This window comes from Dermatophilaceae bacterium Soc4.6 (assembly GCA_039889245.1).
Taxonomy (GTDB): domain Bacteria; phylum Actinomycetota; class Actinomycetes; order Actinomycetales; family Dermatophilaceae; genus Lapillicoccus.
In genome coordinates this window covers 251,420-270,764 of record JAZGVH010000002.1, presented here as the reverse complement: position 1 = coordinate 270,764, position 19,345 = coordinate 251,420, and the positions used below count along the sequence as shown (strand labels likewise).

At 72.8% G+C, this 19,345-nt stretch carries 18 protein-coding genes and 2 pseudogenes; 9 read left to right on the top strand and 11 right to left on the bottom strand.

The features are described 5' to 3' along the window. Positions 1 to 10 precede the first annotated feature (10 nt). A complete protein-coding gene (gene serB / locus V3N99_01310; GenBank protein MEO3935370.1) occupies positions 11 to 1,279 on the bottom strand; it encodes a phosphoserine phosphatase SerB in 1,269 nt (422 codons plus the stop codon). A 43-nt stretch (positions 1,280 to 1,322) separates the two neighbouring features. On the opposite strand from serB, the pseudogene V3N99_01305 reads away from it, so the two are divergent. Together V3N99_01305 and V3N99_01300 are read left to right on the top strand one after the other, a co-directional pair. Next, positions 1,323 to 1,631, top strand: a pseudogene (locus V3N99_01305) (HAD-IA family hydrolase). 99 nt (positions 1,632 to 1,730) lie between these two features. Beyond that, the gene (locus V3N99_01300; GenBank protein MEO3935369.1) at positions 1,731 to 3,341 is read left to right on the top strand and encodes a DUF222 domain-containing protein; all 1,611 of its coding nucleotides are present in this window, start codon (positions 1,731 to 1,733) and stop codon (positions 3,339 to 3,341) included. A 338-nt stretch (positions 3,342 to 3,679) separates the two neighbouring features. Here the strand turns inward: V3N99_01300 and V3N99_01295 are convergent, their stop codons facing one another. Genes V3N99_01295 through glgC form a run of 3 tightly spaced genes read right to left on the bottom strand, consistent with a single transcriptional unit; the run spans position 3,680 to position 6,513 of the window. Next, complete coding sequence (locus V3N99_01295; protein ID MEO3935368.1) at positions 3,680 to 4,507, bottom strand: LLM class F420-dependent oxidoreductase; 828 nt, start codon at positions 4,505 to 4,507, stop codon at positions 3,680 to 3,682. Positions 4,508 to 4,566: 59 nt separating this feature from the next. Then, positions 4,567 to 5,229, bottom strand: a complete 663-nt coding sequence (locus V3N99_01290) for a methyltransferase (GenBank protein MEO3935367.1) — start codon at positions 5,227 to 5,229, stop codon at positions 4,567 to 4,569. 30 nt (positions 5,230 to 5,259) lie between these two features. Continuing rightward, complete coding sequence (gene glgC, locus V3N99_01285) at positions 5,260 to 6,513, bottom strand: glucose-1-phosphate adenylyltransferase (protein MEO3935366.1); 1,254 nt, start codon at positions 6,511 to 6,513, stop codon at positions 5,260 to 5,262. A gap of 98 nt (positions 6,514 to 6,611) precedes the next feature. Between glgC and glgA the strand changes: the two genes are divergently transcribed. Next, complete coding sequence (gene glgA, locus V3N99_01280; protein ID MEO3935365.1) at positions 6,612 to 7,802, top strand: glycogen synthase; 1,191 nt, start codon at positions 6,612 to 6,614, stop codon at positions 7,800 to 7,802. Here the strand turns inward: glgA and V3N99_01275 are convergent. Beyond that, positions 7,781 to 8,818 (bottom strand): WcbI family polysaccharide biosynthesis putative acetyltransferase, encoded by a 1,038-nt coding sequence (locus V3N99_01275; GenBank protein MEO3935364.1) that lies wholly within the window; start codon positions 8,816 to 8,818, stop codon positions 7,781 to 7,783. The genes glgA and V3N99_01275 overlap by 22 nt on opposite strands. Further along, positions 8,815 to 9,585 carry a hypothetical protein gene (locus V3N99_01270; protein MEO3935363.1) on the bottom strand — a complete coding sequence of 257 codons (771 nt, stop codon included), beginning with the start codon at positions 9,583 to 9,585 and terminating at the stop codon, positions 8,815 to 8,817. Before V3N99_01270 ends, V3N99_01275 begins: the two co-directional genes overlap by 4 nt. 103 nt (positions 9,586 to 9,688) lie before the next feature. Here V3N99_01270 and V3N99_01265 point away from each other — a divergent pair, with 103 nt between their 5' ends. From V3N99_01265 to V3N99_01245, 5 genes are all read left to right on the top strand, one after another. Further along, positions 9,689 to 10,477: an ABC transporter ATP-binding protein gene (locus V3N99_01265; GenBank protein ID MEO3935362.1), complete on the top strand. Its 789-nt coding sequence runs from the start codon at positions 9,689 to 9,691 to the stop codon at positions 10,475 to 10,477. A 38-nt stretch (positions 10,478 to 10,515) separates the two neighbouring features. Next, positions 10,516 to 11,073: an NfeD family protein gene (locus V3N99_01260; protein MEO3935361.1), complete on the top strand. Its 558-nt coding sequence runs from the start codon at positions 10,516 to 10,518 to the stop codon at positions 11,071 to 11,073. A gap of 89 nt (positions 11,074 to 11,162) precedes the next feature. Beyond that, positions 11,163 to 12,341: an SPFH domain-containing protein gene (locus tag V3N99_01255; protein MEO3935360.1), complete on the top strand. Its 1,179-nt coding sequence runs from the start codon at positions 11,163 to 11,165 to the stop codon at positions 12,339 to 12,341. A 75-nt stretch (positions 12,342 to 12,416) separates the two neighbouring features. Continuing rightward, positions 12,417 to 13,187, top strand: a complete 771-nt coding sequence (locus V3N99_01250) for a sulfite exporter TauE/SafE family protein (protein MEO3935359.1) — start codon at positions 12,417 to 12,419, stop codon at positions 13,185 to 13,187. Between the two features lie 90 nt (positions 13,188 to 13,277). Further along, positions 13,278 to 14,060 (top strand): RNA methyltransferase, encoded by a 783-nt coding sequence (locus tag V3N99_01245; protein ID MEO3935358.1) that lies wholly within the window; start codon positions 13,278 to 13,280, stop codon positions 14,058 to 14,060. A gap of 6 nt (positions 14,061 to 14,066) precedes the next feature. On the opposite strand, the gene V3N99_01240 is transcribed toward V3N99_01245, so the two are convergent. From V3N99_01240 to V3N99_01225, 4 genes are read right to left on the bottom strand one after another with little or no spacing between them, the layout of a single operon-like run. Then, positions 14,067 to 14,888 (bottom strand): acyl-CoA thioester hydrolase/BAAT C-terminal domain-containing protein, encoded by an 822-nt coding sequence (locus tag V3N99_01240; protein MEO3935357.1) that lies wholly within the window; start codon positions 14,886 to 14,888, stop codon positions 14,067 to 14,069. 54 nt (positions 14,889 to 14,942) lie between these two features. After that, positions 14,943 to 15,368 carry a DUF3037 domain-containing protein gene (locus V3N99_01235; GenBank protein ID MEO3935356.1) on the bottom strand — a complete coding sequence of 142 codons (426 nt, stop codon included), beginning with the start codon at positions 15,366 to 15,368 and terminating at the stop codon, positions 14,943 to 14,945. Position 15,369: 1 nt separating this feature from the next. Beyond that, entirely contained in the window at positions 15,370 to 16,128 is a 759-nt protein-coding gene (locus V3N99_01230; GenBank protein ID MEO3935355.1) for a HipA family kinase, read from the bottom strand. A 50-nt stretch (positions 16,129 to 16,178) separates the two neighbouring features. Further along, positions 16,179 to 17,450, bottom strand: coding sequence for an MFS transporter (locus V3N99_01225; protein MEO3935354.1), 1,272 nt, complete (start codon positions 17,448 to 17,450; stop codon positions 16,179 to 16,181). Positions 17,451 to 17,570: 120 nt separating this feature from the next. On the opposite strand from V3N99_01225, the gene V3N99_01220 reads away from it, so the two are divergent. Then, positions 17,571 to 18,116, top strand: coding sequence for a YbhB/YbcL family Raf kinase inhibitor-like protein (locus V3N99_01220; GenBank protein ID MEO3935353.1), 546 nt, complete (start codon positions 17,571 to 17,573; stop codon positions 18,114 to 18,116). A 20-nt stretch (positions 18,117 to 18,136) separates the two neighbouring features. On the opposite strand, the pseudogene V3N99_01215 reads toward V3N99_01220, so the two are convergent. Further along, a pseudogene (locus V3N99_01215) lies at positions 18,137 to 19,345 on the bottom strand (acetate kinase).

Here is a 19,345-nt window from a genome sequence, read left to right as displayed (position 1 = left end):
ACCCTATGCGTCAGCCGCCGGGCAGGGGACGCGGCGTCACCGGAGCGGGTGTCGGCGTGCCGTCGAGGTCGTCGGCCTCCTCGACCTCTTCGCGGGTGATGCCGAGCAGGAACAGGACGGCGTCGAGGTAGGGGACGTTGACGGCGGTGTCGGCCTGCGCCCGGACGACGGGCTTGGCGTTGAAGGCGACGCCGAGGCCCGCCGTCCCGAGCATGTCGAGGTCGTTCGCCCCGTCGCCGATGGCGACGGTGCGCGACAGTGGCAGGCCCGCCTCGTCCGCGAAGCGACGCAGGGCGCGGGCCTTCCCGGCCCGGTCGACGATGTCGCCGACGACCCGGCCGGTGAGCCGGCCGTCGACGATCTCGAGGCGGTTGGCCTCGGCGTGGTCGATGTTGAGCTCGGCGGCGATCGGGCCGACGATCTCGATGAAGCCACCCGAGACCAGGGCCACCGTGAAGCCCAGACGCTTGAGGGTGCGCACCAGCGTGCGGGCGCCCGGGGTGAGGACGACGGCCTCGCGCACCCGGTCGAGCACCGAGGCGTCCAGGCCCTCGAGGGCCCGCACCCGCTCGCGCAGCGACTCGGCGAAGTCGAGCTCACCGGCCATCGCGCGGGCGGTGACGGCGGCCACCTCGGCCTCGCGACCGGCATACGCCGCGAGCATCTCGATGACCTCCTGCTGGATCAGGGTCGAGTCGACGTCCATCACCACCAGCCGCCGGCCGCGTCGGGCGAGCCCGGCGGGGGAGACGGCGACGTCGACGCCGAGGGCGGCCGCCTCGAGCGAGAGTTCGCGCCGCAGGCTGGGCAGGTCGGCGCCGGAGATGTCGAGCTCGACGGTGGTGACGGGGTAGCGCGACAGGCGGCGGATGCGGTCGATGTTGGCGCCGTGCGCCGCGATGCGGGCGGTGAGGGCGGAGACGACGTCGGCGGTCAGGGGCGAGGCCAGCACGGTGACGGCTGCGCGCCCCGTGCGGCGGCGGGTCGAGTCGCCCGAGCCGTGGCGCACCCGCACCTTCATCCCCAGCGACTCGCCGACCCGGCGGACCACTGCCTCGACCTGCGCCGTCCGCTCTCCGGCGGCGAGGAGGATGCCGAGGGTGAGATGGTCTCGCACGACGACCTGCTCGAGGTCGAGCACCTGCGCGCCGATCGCGGCGATGGCGTCGAACAGCGCACTGGTGACCCCCGGGCGGTCGTCGCCGGAGACGGTCACGAGGAGGGTCTCCTCGTCGGACTCCTCGTAGGGCAGGGGGGGTCGAGCGGGGCCCTCGGTCACGCCCCCAGCCTAGGGCTGGGTCGGCAGGCACCGGCTCGGGGTCCGTGCGCGGATCGCGTCGCTGGCCAACGCGACCAGCCGACTTCGCGCGGACTTGCGCCAGCTGGGGCTCGACGACGTCTTCGACGTCGTCGTGAGCAGCTCCGAGCTGGGTGTGGCCAAACCCGACCCCCAGGCCATCGAGCCCGCCTGCCGACAGCTCGGGGCCGAGCCCTCGCAGTGCTCGTTCGTCGACGACACGCCAGCCAATGTCGAGACGGCGGCCCGGCTGGGTCTGCGGGCTCATCTCTTCACCCGCAGCGACCGGCTCGCTGGCTTCCTCCTGACCGGCGGCGCTGGTGGCGACCTGTGAGCGATGGGGCTCGAGTGACTGAAGTCCGTTCTGTAGCAATTGATTTGGATGACTTGTAGAACTTGTACCCCTGTCAGTGGTCGCGTCTAGGTTGAGGTCATGGACAAGGACCTGCGGGGTGTCGAGGGCGGCGGCGAGGTGTCGACGTCCTCGGGTGCTGCGCCGGCCGGCGCGGTGGGCTCGCAGTCCGCGGTGACCGGCCGACTGGGTCCGACTGCACCCTGGTCCCAGGTGCACGGTGGATGGCGACGGGAGGGGCTCCCCTCCGGTCCGGTGCCCGCCTCGTCCGAGCCTCGGACCGCACCCCCGCCGCACGGTGTCGTGCCCGACGACGCGTGGGGGCAGGTCGTGGCGTGGTTGGAGTCGACGCAGGGTGTCGCGGGTGGCGCCCCGGTCTGGCGGCTGGGGGACGCGGGGCTGGGTGAGGTGCTGGGCAGGGTGGGTCGGGCCCGGGCGCTGCTCGCCGCGGCGGAGGTTGCCTTGGTGACCGAGGTGGTCGAGCGCGGAACGGCGTCGGCGGCGGGGTTCTCGGTGGTGGACTGGGTGCGTCAGGCGGAAGGGCGGGCCGCGCCGCTGCCAGGGGTGCGGGAGGTCTCGGCGGTGGTGTCGGTGGCCCGGGCGGTGGTCGAGCGACGGGTGGGGTCGCAGGCCGTCGCGGCAGCGGTCGCGTCCACGGCGTTGCCGGTGGGCAAGGCGGCACAGGTGACCCGGTTCGTGGAGCAGGTGCGCACGGTGGCAGACCCGGAGGGCCTGCTGGAGTGGGTGGCCGGGCTCGTCGCGGGGGCGAGCGACGACCTGCCGTCGTCGGCCGCTCCTGCCGACGGTGCCGCCGCGCACGAGGGCGCGGATTCTGGAGAGGATCTCGTGACCACGGGCGGTGGTCGCTGTCGGGGGGTCGACGAGCGCGAGCTGGCGGCAGCGTTGCGGCAGGCCGTGCGGCTCGTCAGGCCCGTGAGGGATCTGGAGGACCTGGAGCGGCGCCAGCGTCTGGGGCGTGGGTTGACACGCACGGATGGTGGCGGCAGCGAGTCGGGGATGGCGCACTACCGGATGACGTTGGATCCGGAGGGCGCGGCGGTGCTGGATGCGGCGGTGTCGGCGTTGTCGGCCCCGCGCAGACTGGCTGACGGGGCGCTCGAGCCTGGCGAGATGAGTGATCCGCGGTCGGCGGCGACGCGACGGGCGGATGCGTTGCTGGACCTGGTCGGTCGGGCGGTCACTGCCGGCGCTGGGGGTGCCGCGGGCGCTGAGAGCGGGGGGCCGGTGCCGCCTGTGGGGGAGAAGGCGCAGGTGGTGGTGACGATCGACTACGAGGCGCTGGTGCAGGGGCTGCGGGGAGCGGGGGTCACCATCTCGGGGGAGCTGCTGTCTCCGGGGGTGGTGCGGCGGATGGCGTGCGACGCGCGGATCATCCCCGTGGTGCTGGGCAGCCAGGGGCAGGTGCTGGATCTGGGGCGGTCACGGCGGTTGTTCAGTCCGGCGCAGCGGTTGGTGGTCTGGCGGCGGGATCGGCACTGCACGTATCCGGGGTGCTCGGTTCCAGCGACGTGGTGCGACGTGCATCATCCGCAGTGGTGGTCGAGGGGTGGGGGCACGGTCCTGTCCAACGCGGCCCTGTTGTGTCGTCGGCACCACACGGTGGTGCACGAGCGTGATTTCGTGGCGTCGGTCGACGACACCGGCGTCACGTGGCACGACGCGCCGTCCTGACGACCACGTCCCGGACCCCGCCGCCGGCGGGGTCCCCGGTGTGCCCGGCGGCCGCCTTGCCTACCCGGCTCGAGCACGCCCCGGAGGCTGAGGGGCCCTGGCGGCGTCGACGACCCGCTGCGAGCTCAACGTCGGTCGCGCCACCTGCCGCCGCCTCGACCCCAGCAGGTCGCAGACGTCCTCCAGGGGCTCTGCGCCTGCGGTCCCCACTGCGGGCACGCGCTGACCCGACCGCGTGGCGCTGGCCCACAGGCGGGGTCACGCGTCAGGCGCCGACCCTCGGACGGCGCCCGTCAGGATCGCGCCCGTCAGGATCGCGCCCGTCAGGATCGCGCCGGTCAGGCGTTGACGCCGTCGCGCCAGTCCACCAGCTCGCGCACCTTGGCCAGTGACCGCGGGTCGTCGTGCTCCTCACCGGAGATGCCGATGGTGAACAGCCGCACCCCCACGGCGTGCAGTGCCTGAGCGTTGGTGGAGTAGCTCTCCACCTCCTCGCGCATCCGCCCCGGCGTGGGGGCGACCCCGGCCGAGGTGGTGATCGCACCGGGGTCGCGGCCCACCTCGGCGCACCACCGGTCGAGGACTGAACGCTTGTGCGCCACCGTGTCCGGCCCTCCGAAGGTGTGCCAGATGTCGGCGTGCTCGGCCACGATGCGCAGTGTCTTCTTCTCGCCGCCGCCACCGATGAGCACGGGGATGTCGCGGGTGGGGGCGGGGTTGAGCTGCGACCACCGTCCCTTGATCAGTGGCAGGTCGCGGGCGAGGTCGTCGAGCCGGCTGCCCGCGGTGCCGAAGGGGTAGCCGTACTCCACGTAGTCGCGCTCGGCCCAGCCCGACCCGATGCCGAGCACCAGCCGCCCCTCGCCGCCACGGGCGCTGATGTGGTCGACCGTGCGCGCCATGTCGGCGAGCAGCTGCGGGTTGCGATAGCTGTTGCACGTCACCAGCGCGCCGATCTCGACCCGCTCGGTCGCCTCGGCCCAGGCCGCGAGCATGGTCCAGCACTCGAAGTGCAGCCCGTCCGGGTCGCCGCCGAGGGGGAAGAAGTGGTCCCAGTTGAGCAGCATGTCGACCCCCAGCTCCTCCAGGGTCGCGCACGTGCGGCGCAGGTCGTCGTACGACGCGTGCTGGGGCTGGACCTGGACGGCGATGCGGGCGGGCGGCATACGGCACATCCTGCCTGTTGGGTATGCGGCACGCTCGTCGGGCACCGCCCGTGTCGTGGTCAGCCGGGGGTGCGAGCCACGACGAAGTACCAGCTCCAGGGTGCGCCGTCGTCGAGCTCGAGGTCCACGTCGACGAATCCCGCTGCCTCCACCCGCTCCTGGAGCGGCTCGCCCCTCCAGTACTGGTAGAAGCGCGGCACCCCGAGCTTGTGGTCGCTCCACTCGGTGCCGTCGCCGACCTTGACGCTGAAGCCGAGCACCCCGCCCGGGACGAGGGCCCCCGCGATCTTGGCCAGCACGAGCGACAGCTCGTTGGGCGTGAAGTGGAGCAGCACGGCGTTGGCGAGCACGGCGGCATACGGGCCGTGGGTGGTGTCGATGAGGTCGTCGGTGAGCAGGTTGAGCACGTCGGCGTCGTGCCCCTGGGACCGCAGCATCGCGACGAAGGCGCGCGAGCCGTCGGTGCGGCGCACCCTGCGTCCGTGCTGCTCGAGGTATGCCGCGTCGCGCCCCTGCGCGCTGCCGACCTCGAGCACCTCGCCGGGAGGCGAGACGCGGGCGAGTCGGCGCAGGAACGTCCGGTGAGCGATCGAGCCCGAGCTCTCGGTCTGCTCGGCATACTGCTCGGCGTGCGCCTCGTAGACGGCGAGGGTGCGGGCGTTGCTGTCCGTCGGCGTCGACGGCACCAGGGCCGGGTCGGCAGAGGCGTCGTCGATGGTCACGGCCCTAGGGTCTCAGGTGGCTCGGGCGGGTCAGGGGGTGACCGTCTGGCCCTTGCCCACGACGGTGAGGCCGGACTCGGTGACCCAGAACCCGCGCGCCCGGTCGTGGTCGTGGTCGACCCCGATCTCGGCGTGCTCGGGCACGACGACGTTCTTGTCGACGATCGCGCGGCGGATGGTGGCGTAGCGGCCCACGTCGACGCCGTCGAGGATCACGCTGTCGCTGATCGAGGCGTAGGAGTGCACGTTGACCCGCGGGGCGATGACCGAGCCCGACACCTGACCACCGCTGATCACCACACCGGGGGAGACGGCCGAGTTGCGGGCCTCCCCCACGCGGTCGCCGTGCCCGTGCACGAACTTCGCCGGAGGCAGGGAGCCGGTGGAGGTGTAGATCGGCCACTCGTAGTTGTAGAGGTTGAAGACGGGGTGCACCGAGATGAGGTCCATGTTGGCGTCGTAGTACGAGTCCATCGTGCCGACGTCACGCCAGTAGCCCTGGTCGCGCTCGGTCGACCCGGGCACGACGTTGTCCTTGAAGTCGTAGACGTAGCCGCGGTCGTCGCGCACGAACGCGGGCACGATGTCTCCACCCATGTCGTGCTTGCTGCCCTCGAGCGTGTGGTCGCTGGTGACGGCGTCGATGAGCACGTCGGCGTCGAAGACGTAGTTGCCCATCGACGCGAGGACCTCGTGCGGGGCGTCGGGCAGACCCTTGGCGTCGGTCGGCTTCTCGCGGAACTTGCCGATCTTGCGCCGGTCGTCGTCGTCGACCTCGATCACGCCGAACTGGTCGGCGAGCTCGATGGGCTGACGGATGGCTGCGACCGTGACGCCGGCCCCCGTCTCGATGTGCTGGTCGACCATCTGCGAGAAGTCCATGCGGTAGACGTGGTCGGCGCCCACCACCACGACGATGTCGGGCCTGTCGTCCGCCAGGAGGTTCAGGCTCTGGAAGATGGCGTCGGCGCTGCCGAGGTACCAGTTCTTCCCGACGCGTTGCTGGGCAGGGACCGGGGCGACGTAGTTGCCGAGGAGCGTCGACATGCGCCACAGCGACGTGACGTGCTTGTCGAGGCTGTGCGACTTGTACTGCGTCAGCACGACCACCTTGAGGTACCCGCTGTTGACGACGTTCGACAGGGCGAAGTCGACCAGCCGATAGATCCCGCCGAAGGGCACCGCGGGTTTTGCCCGGTCGGCGGTCAAGGGCATCAGTCGCTTGCCCTCGCCGCCAGCCAGGACGATCGCCAGCACCTTTGCATTCTGCGTCCGTCGCGCCATGGGCTCACCTTAGGTCGGTGAGGCGGTCCCACGCGAGTGGCTGGCCGCAGTGATGGACAGGCTTCCAGCGGCGCCCCCTGCGCACTAGGGTGCGGTGCGTGCGCGTTGACATCCTGAGCAAGGAGTACCCCCCGGCGGTCTACGGCGGCGCGGGGGTCCATGTGGCCGAGCTCGTGCGGGCCCTGCGCGAGCGCGGCGACATCGACGTGCAGGTGCGCTGCTTCGGTGCGCCGCGCGACGAGGCAGGCACGTCCGCCTACGCCGACCTCGCCGAGCTGAGCACCGCGAACCCGGCCCTGCAGACGCTCGGCGTCGACCTCACCATGGCGCAGGACTGCGTGGGGGCCGACCTCGTCCACTCGCACACCTGGTACGCCAACTTCGGTGGCCACGTGGCGTCGTTGCTCGGCGGCATGCCACACGTCGTCACCGCCCACTCCCTGGAGCCGATGCGACCGTGGAAGGCCGAGCAGCTGGGCGGTGGCTACCGCGTCTCCTCCTTCGCCGAGCGCACCGCCTACGAGGCCGCCGCGGCCGTCGTCGCCGTCAGCGCCGGGATGCGAGCCGACATCCTCGCCAGCTATCCCTCGCTCGATCCCGGCCGGGTCCACGTCGTGCACAACGGGATCGACTCGCAGCTCTGGCAGAAGGCGGACGACCTCGACGTCGTGCGCAGCCACGGGATCGACCCCGACCGGCCGTCGGTCGTCTTCGTCGGGCGCATCACGCGTCAGAAGGGTCTGCCCTACCTGCTCCGCGCGGCCGCCGCCCTCCCGCCGGAGGTGCAGCTCGTGCTGTGCGCCGGCGCCCCGGACACCCCCGAGATCCTCGCCGAGGTCGAGGGGCTCGTGGCCGAGCTGCGTGCCCACCGCGACGGGATCGTCTGGATCCAGGAGATGCTGCCCCGAGCACAGGTGGTCGCGATCCTTTCTGCGGCAACGGTTTTCGCGTGCCCGTCGGTCTACGAGCCGCTCGGCATCGTCAACCTCGAGGCCATGGCCTGCGAGCTCGCCGTCGTGGCGACCGCCACCGGGGGCATCCCCGAGGTGGTCGTCGACGGCGAGACCGGCTGGCTCGTGCCCATCGATCAGGTGACCGACGGCAGTGGTATCCCGGTCGACCCGGAGCGCTTCGTCTCGGACCTCGCGGCCGCCCTCACCAACGCCGTCTCCGACCCCGATCGAGCCCGGCGAATGGGTCGTGCCGGTCGACAGCGGGCCATCGACAGCTTCTCCTGGGCGACCATCGGCGACCGGACCCTGGAGGTCTACCGCTCGGTGCTGGGCTGAGCCTCGGTCCACCGCTCAGACCTCGGCGCCACGAGTCCGAGGTGCGCCAGCTGGCGCTCCGATCGGCCCACGATCTCGGCGACGACGTCCGGCCGCCCCTCGTACCAACGCAGCTGGGCCGCCTCGATCGTCTCGACGTCGACCACCGCACCCTCGACCACCCACCCCGCTCGAGCGGCGACGTCGCCGAAGACGTCGGCGACCGCAGGCTCGACCGGGGCGTGGAGGCCGTTGAGCAGCGGTCGGGTCAGCCGGGTCGGGCGGGCTGCGAGCCCCAGGGCGGCCCGGATCCTCACCGCCATCGCGGCGAAGAGGTCGTTGCCCGGGTGGTTGATGGTGCGCATCTGCGGGCGCGCGGCGATCTCGAGCAGGTCGCTGGCGACGAGGGTCCCGTGCTGCGCCTCGCGCCGTCGCAGCTCGGCCACGGAGTCGGCAGCCACAGCCAGCACCGCCGCCCGGGTGAGCCGTGGCGTGGGGGGAGCGGCCTGACCGACCCCTGCCCACGCGGCCCGCACCACGGTCCGAAGGTCGTGGTAGGGCACCACCGGCGGGTCGGGCTGCGGCAGGTGCGGGGGGTGGACGAGCACGTGGTGGGGGGAGCGACCGGCATACCGCAGGCTCGGGACGAGCACCTGACGCAGCGTCGGTGACGTGTGCGCCAGCAGCTGCCGCGTGCCGATCGGCAGGCCGCGGTAGCCGGCGGCCACGGGCTGGGTGACGAGCAGGTCGAGCCGGGGCAGCAGCGCGCGGAGCGGCCCGAGGTCGTCGGCGGTCCACTCGTGCACGGCCGGGACCCGCACGGTGCGCAGGTCGTCGTCCTCGAGCACCAGCCGCAGCGACTCGGCCTGGCAGTTGCCCACCACCGCGAGCACCGGTCGGCGCGAGGTCCGGTCGGCGTCGGAGCCGAGCCCGTCGTAGAAGTCCGCGTAGTGCCGACGGCGCCCGTCGCCGGGCCCGGAGCCGGGCCCGGCGGTCGTCGCGCCCCTCGTCGCGCCGGGGGTCACGCCGGGGGTCACGCCGGCCGCCAGCCGGCGATGCTCATCACGGCCACGTTGGTCGCGCCGGCGAGGGCGTGGTCGGCCGCCACGGCGAGCCGCCGCAGACTGAGCTCGCGGTGCCCGGAGGTGTGCACATCGAGGGCCGGGCCTGCGGCGGACAGAGCCAGGCCCTCGTCGGCGATCACCCCCAGGCGCGCGGCCGTGGTCATGACCCGCACCGCCCGCGGCGGGAGACCGCCCGGCAGGCCCCACACGGCCGCGCCGAGGGCCCGGTCGGCGTCCTCGCGGGGCCCCGGCGTCCAGGGTCGGCCCTCCACGGACTCGAGCGACTCGGCGCCGTCGGCCACAGCGCGGGCCAGCGAGCGCTCGAGGTCGCTCAGGTCGAGGGACTCGAGCACGTGCCTGGCCACGGGCTCGGCGTCGTGGGCCGACCACCGCGCCATCGTGCCCTCGTCACCCTCCGACCCGAAGACCGCCAGCTCGGGCACGAGCAGGCCACCCACACCGGCCACGAAGACGCACTCGCCGGCCGCGGCGGCGGCGGCCGCGGCGTCGGGAGCGGTGCGCGGCATCCCGGAGACGTCGCCCGGTCGGGGCAGGGCAACCAGCAGGGCGCTCTCGCCGAGCTCACGCCACACCACGACCCGACCGAGGTCTCCCTCGACGTGGTCGAGGTCGGGGTGGGCCGCGGCGATGGCCTCGTCGAGGTCGGTCAGCCCACCGTGACCGTGCCACGCCGCGGTCACCCACAGGGCAGTGCGGACGGAGAGCGGCAAAGAGGACACCGAGCCACGGTAGTTCGCCGGCGGCACCGTCCGGTGTGCGGGGCGGCCGGTCCCGGCGAGCCGCTGTCCGCACCGGAGGTCCGCTCGTCTACTGTGGGGCCGCATGAGCGACGTCCTGGCCTTCGCAGGCGTCTGCGTCGAGCGCGGAGGCACCCTGCTGCTCGACGACGTGACCTGGGAGGTCGAAGAGGGGGAGCGCTGGGTGGTGCTGGGGCCCAACGGCGCCGGCAAGACGACCCTGCTGCAGCTGGCTGCCGCCCGCATCCACCCCACGCGTGGCGTCGTGGGGGTCCTCGGGGAGGTGCTCGGAGCGGTCGACGTCTTCGAGCTGCGACCGCGGATCGGGCTCTCGAGCGCGGTGATGGCCGAGCGGATCCCGCACGACGAGATCGTCGGCAACGTCGTGGTCACCGCCAGCTACGCCATCCTCGGGCGCTGGCGCGAGCACTACGACGACGTCGACTACCAGCGTGCGATGGAACTGCTCGGCGACCTCGGGGCCAGCCACCTGGCCGACCGGACCTACGGCACCCTCAGCGAGGGGGAGCGCAAGCGGGTCCAGATCGCCCGTGCCCTGATGGCCGACCCCGAGGTCATGCTGCTCGACGAGCCCGCCGCGGGTCTCGATCTCGGCGGACGCGAGGACCTCGTCGGCCGGCTCGGCGCGCTGGCCGCCGACACGGACGCCCCGGCGCTGGTGCTCGTGACCCACCACGTCGAGGAGATCCCTCCGCACTTCACCGACGTGCTCCTGCTTCGCGAGGGCAGGGTCGTGGCCGCCGGGCCGCTCGAGCCGACCCTGACGGCCGCGAACCTCAGCACGGCGTTCGGTCTTCCGCTCGTGGTCGAGCGCCACGGGCAGCGGTGGTCGGCCCGCGCCGCAACCGACTGAGGCTCGGAACCCCGCGCACCTCCCGCTCGTCGTAGTGTATGAGGGTCGCACCGGAGTGCACCGGTGGCGAGACGATCACGGGGGGTGGACGGGTGCTGGAGGAGAACAGCTGGCTCGTGTGGCTCGGTGTCGCACTCGCCCTCGGTGCCATCGAGGCCGCCACCGTCGACCTGGTCTTCATCATGCTGGCGGGCGGAGCGCTCGGTGGCGCCGCAGCAGCGGCCTTCGGTCTCGGGTTCCCCCTGCAGGTGGTGCTCGCCGTCGTCACGGCCGGTCTGCTGCTCGGGGTGGTGCGTCCGCTGGCCAAGCGCCGCTTCACCACCCCTGACCGGGTGCTGATGGGCACGGCCAGCTATGCCGGCCGAGAGGGCACCGTGGTCGAGGAGGTCACCGCCAGCTCGGGCCGCGTGCGCATCGGCGGCGAGACGTGGACGGCCCGCAGTGTCGGGGACCGCGTCGCGCAGCCGGGCGAGCGGGTCACGGTGGTGCGGATCGACGGCGCCACGGCCATCGTCGGCCCCGGGTCCCCACCGGTGCCTGGCCCGGCCATCGGACCAACTCCTCAGGACTCACCGCTGCCACCGGTCGGCGACTAGCCACCCGATCTCCCGCCCCACCAATCGGTGCGACGGTCACGCAAGGGCCGACCCCGGGGGCGGCCGGAAGAGAGGTTGGAGTGGGCACCGTGATCACACTCGTCGTAGTCCTCGCGCTCGTCATCTTCGCCGCGACGGTGCTGTTCCGCACCGTGCGCATCGTGCCGCAGCAGAATGCCCAGATCATCGAGCGGCTCGGCTCCTACAGCCGCACCCTCGACGACGGCTTCCACATGCTCGTGCCGTTCGTCGACAAGGTGAGAGCCAACATCGACCTGCGCGAGCAGGTCGTCACCTTCCCGCCACAGCCGGTGATCACGTCGGACAACCTCGTGGTCAGCATCGACACCGTCATCTACTACACCGTCACCGACGCCAAGTCGGCGGTCTACGAGATCGCCAACTACATCTTCGGTATCGAGCAGCTCACCGTCACGACGCTGCGCAACGTCATCGGGTCGCTCGACCTCGAGCAGACCCTGACCTCGCGTGACCAGATCAACGGCCAGCTGCGCGGCGTGCTCGACCAGGAGACCGGCCGTTGGGGCATCCGGGTCAACCGCGTCGAGCTCAAGGCCATCGACCCGCCCCACTCGGTGCAGGACTCGATGGAGAAGCAGATGCGGGCCGAGCGTGACCGGCGAGCGGCCATCCTCAACGCCGAAGGCGTCAAGCAGAGCCAGATCCTGACGGCCGAGGGTGAGAAGCAGAGCCAGATCCTGCGGGCCGAGGGCTCGGCGCAGGCGCGCATCCTCGAGGCGCAGGGTCAGTCGAGGGCCATCACCCAGGTCTTCGCCGCCATCCACCGGGGCAAGCCCACCCAGCGCCTGCTGGCCTACCAGTACCTCCAGGTGCTGCCCCAGCTGGCCCGCGGTGACTCCAACAAGATGTGGATCATCCCGTCGGAGGTCACGGACGCCTTGCGGGGAATCAGCGGGGCCCTGGGCGGCGACAAGTCCGTCGCGGGCGACGACGAGGAGGAGAGCTTGGCCCTCGAGGACTTCGGCCCGGAGGACAACGCCTTCGCCGACACCGCCCTGGCGGACCCGGCCAAGGCCCTCGCCGAGGCCCGAGAGCAGGCCGGCGCGGCCAGCGCCGAGGCTGCTGGGCACGCGTCAGCCACGGGAGTGCGCCGCCCGGTGGCGACCCCCGGCCCGACGGGCTTCGTCCCGGCGGACGAGCAGACGGACGAAGAGCGCCCGGCCTCGCCACAGACCTACGGACAGCCGCAGCCGGGGCAGCCGTGGGAGCAGCCGCCCAAGCGCTGACGTCCGAGCACGCCGCACGAGGCCCAGAGCGACCCCGTACGGAGTCACCCGGTCACCCGCGGTTAGGGTGGCCGGGTGACTGTGCTCGAGGCTGTCGCCGTCCTGCTCTCCGGGGTCCTCGCCGGCACCATCAACACGATCGTCGGCTCGGGCAGCCTGATCACCTTCCCGACCCTGCTCTTCCTCGGCGTGCCACCGCTGGTGGCCAACGTCAGCAACAACGTCGGGCTCGTGGCCGGTGGTGTCACGGGGTCCTGGGGCTACCGGCACGAGCTGTCGGGCAGCCGGGCGACCCTGCGGCGCCTGGTGCCCCTGTCGTTCGTCGGCTCGGTCATCGGGGCCGGGCTGCTGCTGGTGCTGCCCGCGGAGGCGTTCCGGGCCATCGTGCCGGTGCTCATCCTGATCGCCCTCGTGCTGGTGGTCGCGGGCCCGCGTCTCAACCGCGCCTCGGCCGCCCGACGCGAGACCGACCGGGCCCCCGGCTGGCACGTGTGGGCGGTCGGCGGTGGGGTCTTCGTCGCCGGGGTCTACGGCGGCTACTTCGGGGCGGCGCAGGGGGTGCTGCTGATGGGCATCTTCTCGGCTCTCAGCTCCGAGCGGCTCCAGCGGCTCAACGGCTACAAGAACGTGCTCAGCCTCGTGGTCAACGCCGTCGCCGCCGTCACCTTCATCCTCTTCGCGCGCAGCAGCATCGACTGGCTGGTCGTCGTGCTCATCGGCGTGGGTGCCTTCGTCGGCGGGCTGGTCGGCGCCCGCATCGGGCGGAGGATCCCGCCGAACGCCCTGCGCGCCGTCATCATCACCATTGGTGTCGTGGCCGTCGTCAAGCTGGTGGCCTTCCCGTGAGGACCTCGTGAGTCCCGCGTGAGCGTCATCGAGATCTCCACCCTCGACGTCGTCGGCCTCGCTGCGGAGGGTCGCGCCGCCGACGCCCACCTGCTGTCGGACTACGTCTCGCTCACCGACGTGGCCCTGCGCCGTCGCACCGAGCCGGAGCGAGGCCTCTATCTCGCAGAGTCGGAGAAGGTGATCCGACGGGCGCTCACCGCCGGTCACCGGCCGCGGTCGTTCCTGATGGCCCGGCGCTGGCTGACCGACCTGGCCGACCTCGTCGAGCAGGCCGAGTGCGACGGCGTGCCGGTCTTCGTCGGCGAGCACGACGTCATCGAGCAGCTCACCGGGTTCCACCTGCACCGGGGAGCCCTGGCTTCGATGCAGCGGCCGGTCCTCCCCGCCGTGGCGGACCTCCTCACGGGAGCCCGGCGGGTGGCGGTCCTCGAGGACGTCGTCGACCACACCAACGTGGGTGCGGTCTTCCGCTCGGCGGCAGCCCTGGGCGTCGACGCGGTGCTCATCACCCCGCGGTGCGCCGACCCGCTCTACCGGCGCTCCATCCGGGTGTCGATGGGTACGGTCTTCCAGGTGCCGTGGACGCGCATCGACCCGTGGCCGGACGGGATCCACGTGCTGCGCGAGGCGGGCTTCACGGTCGCAGCCCTGGCGCTGACCGACGACTCGGTCGCTCTCGACGACCTGGCCGCCGACCCACCCGAGCGACTTGCGGTGGTGCTGGGCACCGAGGGTGACGGGCTGGGGGCCAGGACGGTCGCGGCCGCCGACCTGGCGGTGCGCATCCCCATGGCCGGCGGCGTCGACTCGCTCAACGTCGCGGCCGCCAGCGCAGTGGCCTTCTGGGCCCTGCGTGCACCCACCCCCTGAGGAGGGTCAGCCGCGCAGGTGGAGGGCGCGCAGCAGGTGCGGCCAGGCCCAGCGGCCGAGCTCGGTGTCGGCCTCCGGGGTGCCGCCGCGCTGCATGGCGAGGCCGCCGACGACCGGGCTCTCCCCGGGGAGCACGGTGCGGTGGCCGGCGTCGTGGTGCACGACGACGCTGGTCGCGAGGCCGTGGGCGTCTCGACGCTCCTCGATGCGGCGGGCGAAGTCGACGCTCGGCCAGACCTGGTCGTCGCCGCCGGCCACGAGCACGACGTCGCCGCCAATGCGCTCGACGGGGATGGTCGCGGCGCGCACGAGGTCGGGCCGAGCGGCCAGGCTGGTCGCGTAGAGCGAGCGGAAGGCGGGCGGGTCGCTGTCAGGCTCCCAGCTCTCGTCGAAGGGCACGAAGGGCAGGGGCTCGCCCCCGTGCGACCAGTGCGACGTCTGACGTGCCTCCCCTCCGGGGCCGTCGTCCGCGACCCCGGCCCACACCACCGACGACGGGGCGAAGGCGGCGACCGACGTCACCCGGGGGTCCTGCGCGGCCAGAACCAGCGCCAGCTCGGCCCCGAACGACACCCCGACGACTGCGAGCCGGTCGCTGACCCCGGCCAGCGCGTCGAGGCACTCGGTCAGCTGCTCCAGCGGCACCTCATAGGGGCCGGGCGGCTGGCCCGGGCCGCCGAACCACCTCACCGACATCGCGAGCGCTCCGTGCTCGGCCAGCAGCCGCGCCCGCTCGTCGTCGACCCGACCGCTCGACCCGCTCAGAACGAGCACACCTGTGCCGCAGGGGGAGTCGGGGCGCAGGAGCACACCCTCGGGGCTGCTCAACCGATCCTCACCGACCATTCCCCGACCGTATGCCGGGGGTCGGCCCGGCGCCAGTCAGGCCACCAGCGTGCGCAGCAGCCGGGCCAGCTGCTGGGGTGGGTCGAGGCACACGCCACCGTGGCGGGGGCCCGGCTGCAGGACGGTGGAGCGCGACGCGGTGATCCACCCGTAGCGCTGGCCCGGGGTCTCGAGCGTGGGCAGGCCGCGCCCGGTCTCGCCCCGGCAGACCTGCTGCACCGCGAGCAGGGCGTGGCGCAGCTGGTCGACGTCGAGGCCGGGAGCGAGGGCGAGCAGCCGCGGGGCATCGAGGTGGAAGGCGGCATCGAGGAAGCCGGGCCCCTGGGCGAAGAGCACGACCCCGACGTTGACGAACTCCTCGCGCTCGACCCGCGGCACGCACCGGAGCACGACGTACTGGTATCCCAGGAACTCACCGTCGGCGGGACGAACGACGTTGGTGGTGCCGGTGATCGACGGCACCTCAGGCCCCCGGGACCCAGGCACGAGAAGAGAGGCGCGCCTGCAGCAGCGCCTGGTACGACTCGCGGACCGCTGCCGCGTCGGCCAGCCACGGGGTCGTCTCGAGCCAACCGGTGGGCACCTGCGCGACCACCTCGGCCACCGCTGACGGGGTGAGGCGGGCGACGAGCTCGTCGTGCACGGCGGCCACCGATGACGCGACGTCGCGCAGCACGTGCTTGGCGGGGTCGAACGGCAGGTCGGCAAAGCGGGTGGGGTCAGGTGCCCTTCCCGGCCACGAGTGGTGCACGTACAGTGCGGCACCGTGGTCGATCGCCCACGTCCGGCGGTGCCACACCAGCAGGTTGGGATTGGCCCAGGTGCGGTCGACGTTGGCGGTCAACGCGTCGAGCCAGATGATCCGCGCTGCGAGGTCGGGCGGTGGAGGGGCGGTGCCGTCGTAGCCGAAGGAGCCCGGCAGGAAGTCGACCCCGAGGTTGAGCCCGAGGCTCGCGGTGAGCAGGTCCTGGACCTCCTCGTCGGCCTCGTACCTCGCGATCTGCGCGTCGAGGTGGAGCACCACCAGGCGCGGCACGGGCACGTCGACCAGTGCGGCCAGCCCCGCCACGAGGACCTCGGCGACGAGCACCTTGACGCCCTGTCCGGCCCCGCGGAACTTCGCGACGTAGGTGCCCTCGTCGGCGGCCTCGACGAGACCGGGCAGCGAGCCGCCCTCACGCAGAGGTGTCACGTAGCGCGTCACGACCGTCTGCTCCAGCACGTCTTCAGCCTAGGGGGGTGGGCGCGGGGGTTCCAGCGGGTTCCGCAGGGTCAGGCGGCCGGCAACGCGGGGGAGCGCTCGCCCGCGGCCAGCCAGCGGCGCGCCACGACCACCGCGACCGCGAGGTACCACAGGCCCGCGCCCACGACCACGACGGACGACGCCCCGTCGGGCGGCAGGACCAGGGCAGCGAGGACGGCGCCGAGGATCAGGACGGCATTGAAGAGCACGTCGTAGAGCGCGAAGAGCCGGCCGCGGTAGACGTCGGCGACCACCTGCTGCACGGTCGTGTCGACGCAGATCTTCACGCCCTGGGTCGTCACGCCCAGGCCGAAGGACGTGACGGTGATGGCCCACTGGGTGAAGAACGCCCCGGGCACGACCACGACGACACCGGCGAGCGCGCTCAGCAGGGACACGTAGCGGGCCGTCCCGAGCCGCTCGGTGAGCGCCGGGGTCACGACGGCCGCGACGCCGAAGCCGAGCCCGGCCGCCGCCGCGGCCACCCCGATCCCCTCGAACCCGGTGCCCGTCCCGGGGAAGTGCCGACGGTAGAGCAGCACCGTGGCGACGAGCACGACTGCGTAGGGCAGCCGGATGGCCGCAGCGACGCCGAGGCCGAGGCGGGCCAGCGGTGGCAGGTGCCGCACGGCCGCCACCATCCCGTGCAGCACGTCGCCGGCGGCGCGGCGCACCTCGGTCGGCACCTCGTCGAGCGACGGCCCGAGCGGGGGCAGACGAAGGGCGACCAGCGCCGAGAGGGCGTAGCAGCCGGCGCCGACCACGAGGATGAGGGCGTCGCTGCCCCCGACACCCCGCACCCCGCCGCCGGCCGCCAGACCGACGAGGTAGGTGAGGCTGCCGCAGGTCGGGCCGACCGAGTTGGCCGTCACGAGCAGCCCGCTCGGCACGACCCGGGGCTGCCCGGCCGACAGCCCCGCGAGCAGGAAGCGGTTGACCGAGAAGGTGACCAGCACGAGCGCGTAGAACAGGGGCCCCTGGTCGTGACGGGCGACGTCGGCGGCCAGCAAGAGCAGCAGCACCACCCGGGCGGCGTTCGCACCGACGATCACCAGCCGCCGGGGCCACCGGTCGAGCAGCACCCCGACGAAGGGACCGAGGGCGGTGAAGGGCAGCAGCACCACGGTGAGGGCGACGGCGATGGACCGCGCGTCCGGGGCCTGCTCGGGTGAGAAGAGCAGGTTCGACGCGAGGGCGACCTGGAAGACCCCGTCGGACAGCTGCGACACCAGGCGCACGGCGAAGAGCCGTCGGAAGCCGGTCACCCGAAGCACGGCGGCCAGGTCCCGCGCAAACGTCACCCCCACAGCCTAGGTGGCCGGTGCCCCCGTGCCGGTCCGACGGGCGCGGGGTAGCGTGCGAAGCAGGACGCTCAGCAGTGCGTCCCCCGATCCCGAACCCCACGTCCCAGGAGGACTCCTGTGCCCGACTACTCGTACGACCCGTATGCCGCCCTGCCGCAGGTGCCGTCCTTCGAGGTCACCTCGACCGACGTCGCCGACGGAAAGACCCTCGGCACGGCGCAGGTCAGTGGCATCTTCGGCGCCGGTGGGCAGGACGTCTCGCCGCAGCTGAGCTGGTCGGGATTCCCCGAGGGCACCAAGAGCTTCGCCGTGACGATGTACGACCCCGACGCCCCCACCGCCGCAGGGTTCTGGCACTGGGCCGTCCTCAACCTCCCGGTGTCCGTCACCGAGCTCGCCACCGGAGCGGGTGACGCCGAGGGCTCAGGGCTCCCCGACGGGGCGATCCAGCTGAAGACCGACGGCGGCGTGACGCAGTACCTCGGTGCCGCGCCACCGGCGGGCCACGGTCACCACCGCTACTTCGTCGTGGTGCACGCGGTCGACGTCGAGACGCTCGCCGTGCCGGCCGACGCGACACCGACCATCCTCGGCTTCAACCTGTTCTCCCACACCCTCGGGCGGGCCCAGGTCGTGCCGGTCTACGAGGTGGCTGCCGGCTGAGCGACCACGGGTCGAGGGGGTCAGCGCTGGACGAGATCCCTTGCCTGACGGGCGATCTCGAGCTCCTCGTCGGTCGGCACGACGAGGACCGAGACCGCACTGCCCGGCGACGAGATGACGTGCTCGCCCCCGGTGGCGGCCGCGTTGGCCCTCTCGTCGAGCGTGATGCCGAGCAGGTCGAGGCCCGACAGGGCGGCCGACCGCAGCACCGGGCTGTGCTCCCCGATCCCGCCGGTGAGCACGACGGCGTCGAGCCGACCGAGCGCGGCGGCATAGGCGCCGACGTAGGTGCGGATGCGGTAGGCGGTGACCTCGATGGCCAGCTCGGCGTCGGCGTCGCCGGCCTCGGCGGCGGTGACCACCTCACGGAAGTCGCTGTGCCCGCTGAGGCCACGCAGGCCGCTGCCCGACGTGACGACCCGGTCGAACTCCTCGACCGGCACGCCGGCGCGCGCCAGGTGCCCGGCGATCGCGGGGTCGAGGTCACCCGACCGGGTGCCCATGACGAGCCCCTCGACGGGCGCGAGACCCATCGACGTGTCGATGCTGCGCCCACCGAGGATCGCGGCGGCGCTGGAGCCGTTGCCGAGGTGCAGCACGATCAGGGCGGTGTCCTCGACAGCGCGCCCGAGCAGGCTCGCGGCCCGGCGCGAGACATAGGCGTAGGACGTGCCGTGGAAGCCGTAGCGGCGCACACCGTGGTCGTCGCGCCAGAGCCTGGGCACGGCATACGTGTGGGCCCGTGGGGGCAGGGTCTGGTGGAAGGCGGTGTCGAAGACCGCGACCTGCGGCACGTGGGGAAAGTGGCTGCGCGCCAGCCGGATTCCCTGGAGGTTGGCGGGATTGTGCAGTGGCGCGAGTGGCGAGAGCCGGTCGATGCCGGACTCGACGTCGTCGTCGACCAGGGTGGCGGCGGCGAAGGAACGGCCGCCGTGGACCACGCGGTGACCCACGGCGGCCAGCTGGAGCTGCGCGAGGTCGGGGCCGTGATCGGCGAAGGCGTCGAGCAGGGCGGTGAACGCCTCACGGGCGTCGACGCACTCGACGCGACGCTCGTGGCGGACGCCGTCGCTGGTCGTGTGGTGCACGTTGGGTGCGGAGCCCTCGGTCGCCTCGCCGATCCGCTCGACCAGGCCGACCACGAGGGGCGCCGAGCCGTCGGGGGCATCGGCGTCGAGCAGCTGGTACTTCAGTGACGAGGAGCCGGCGTTGAGGACGAGCACGAGGGT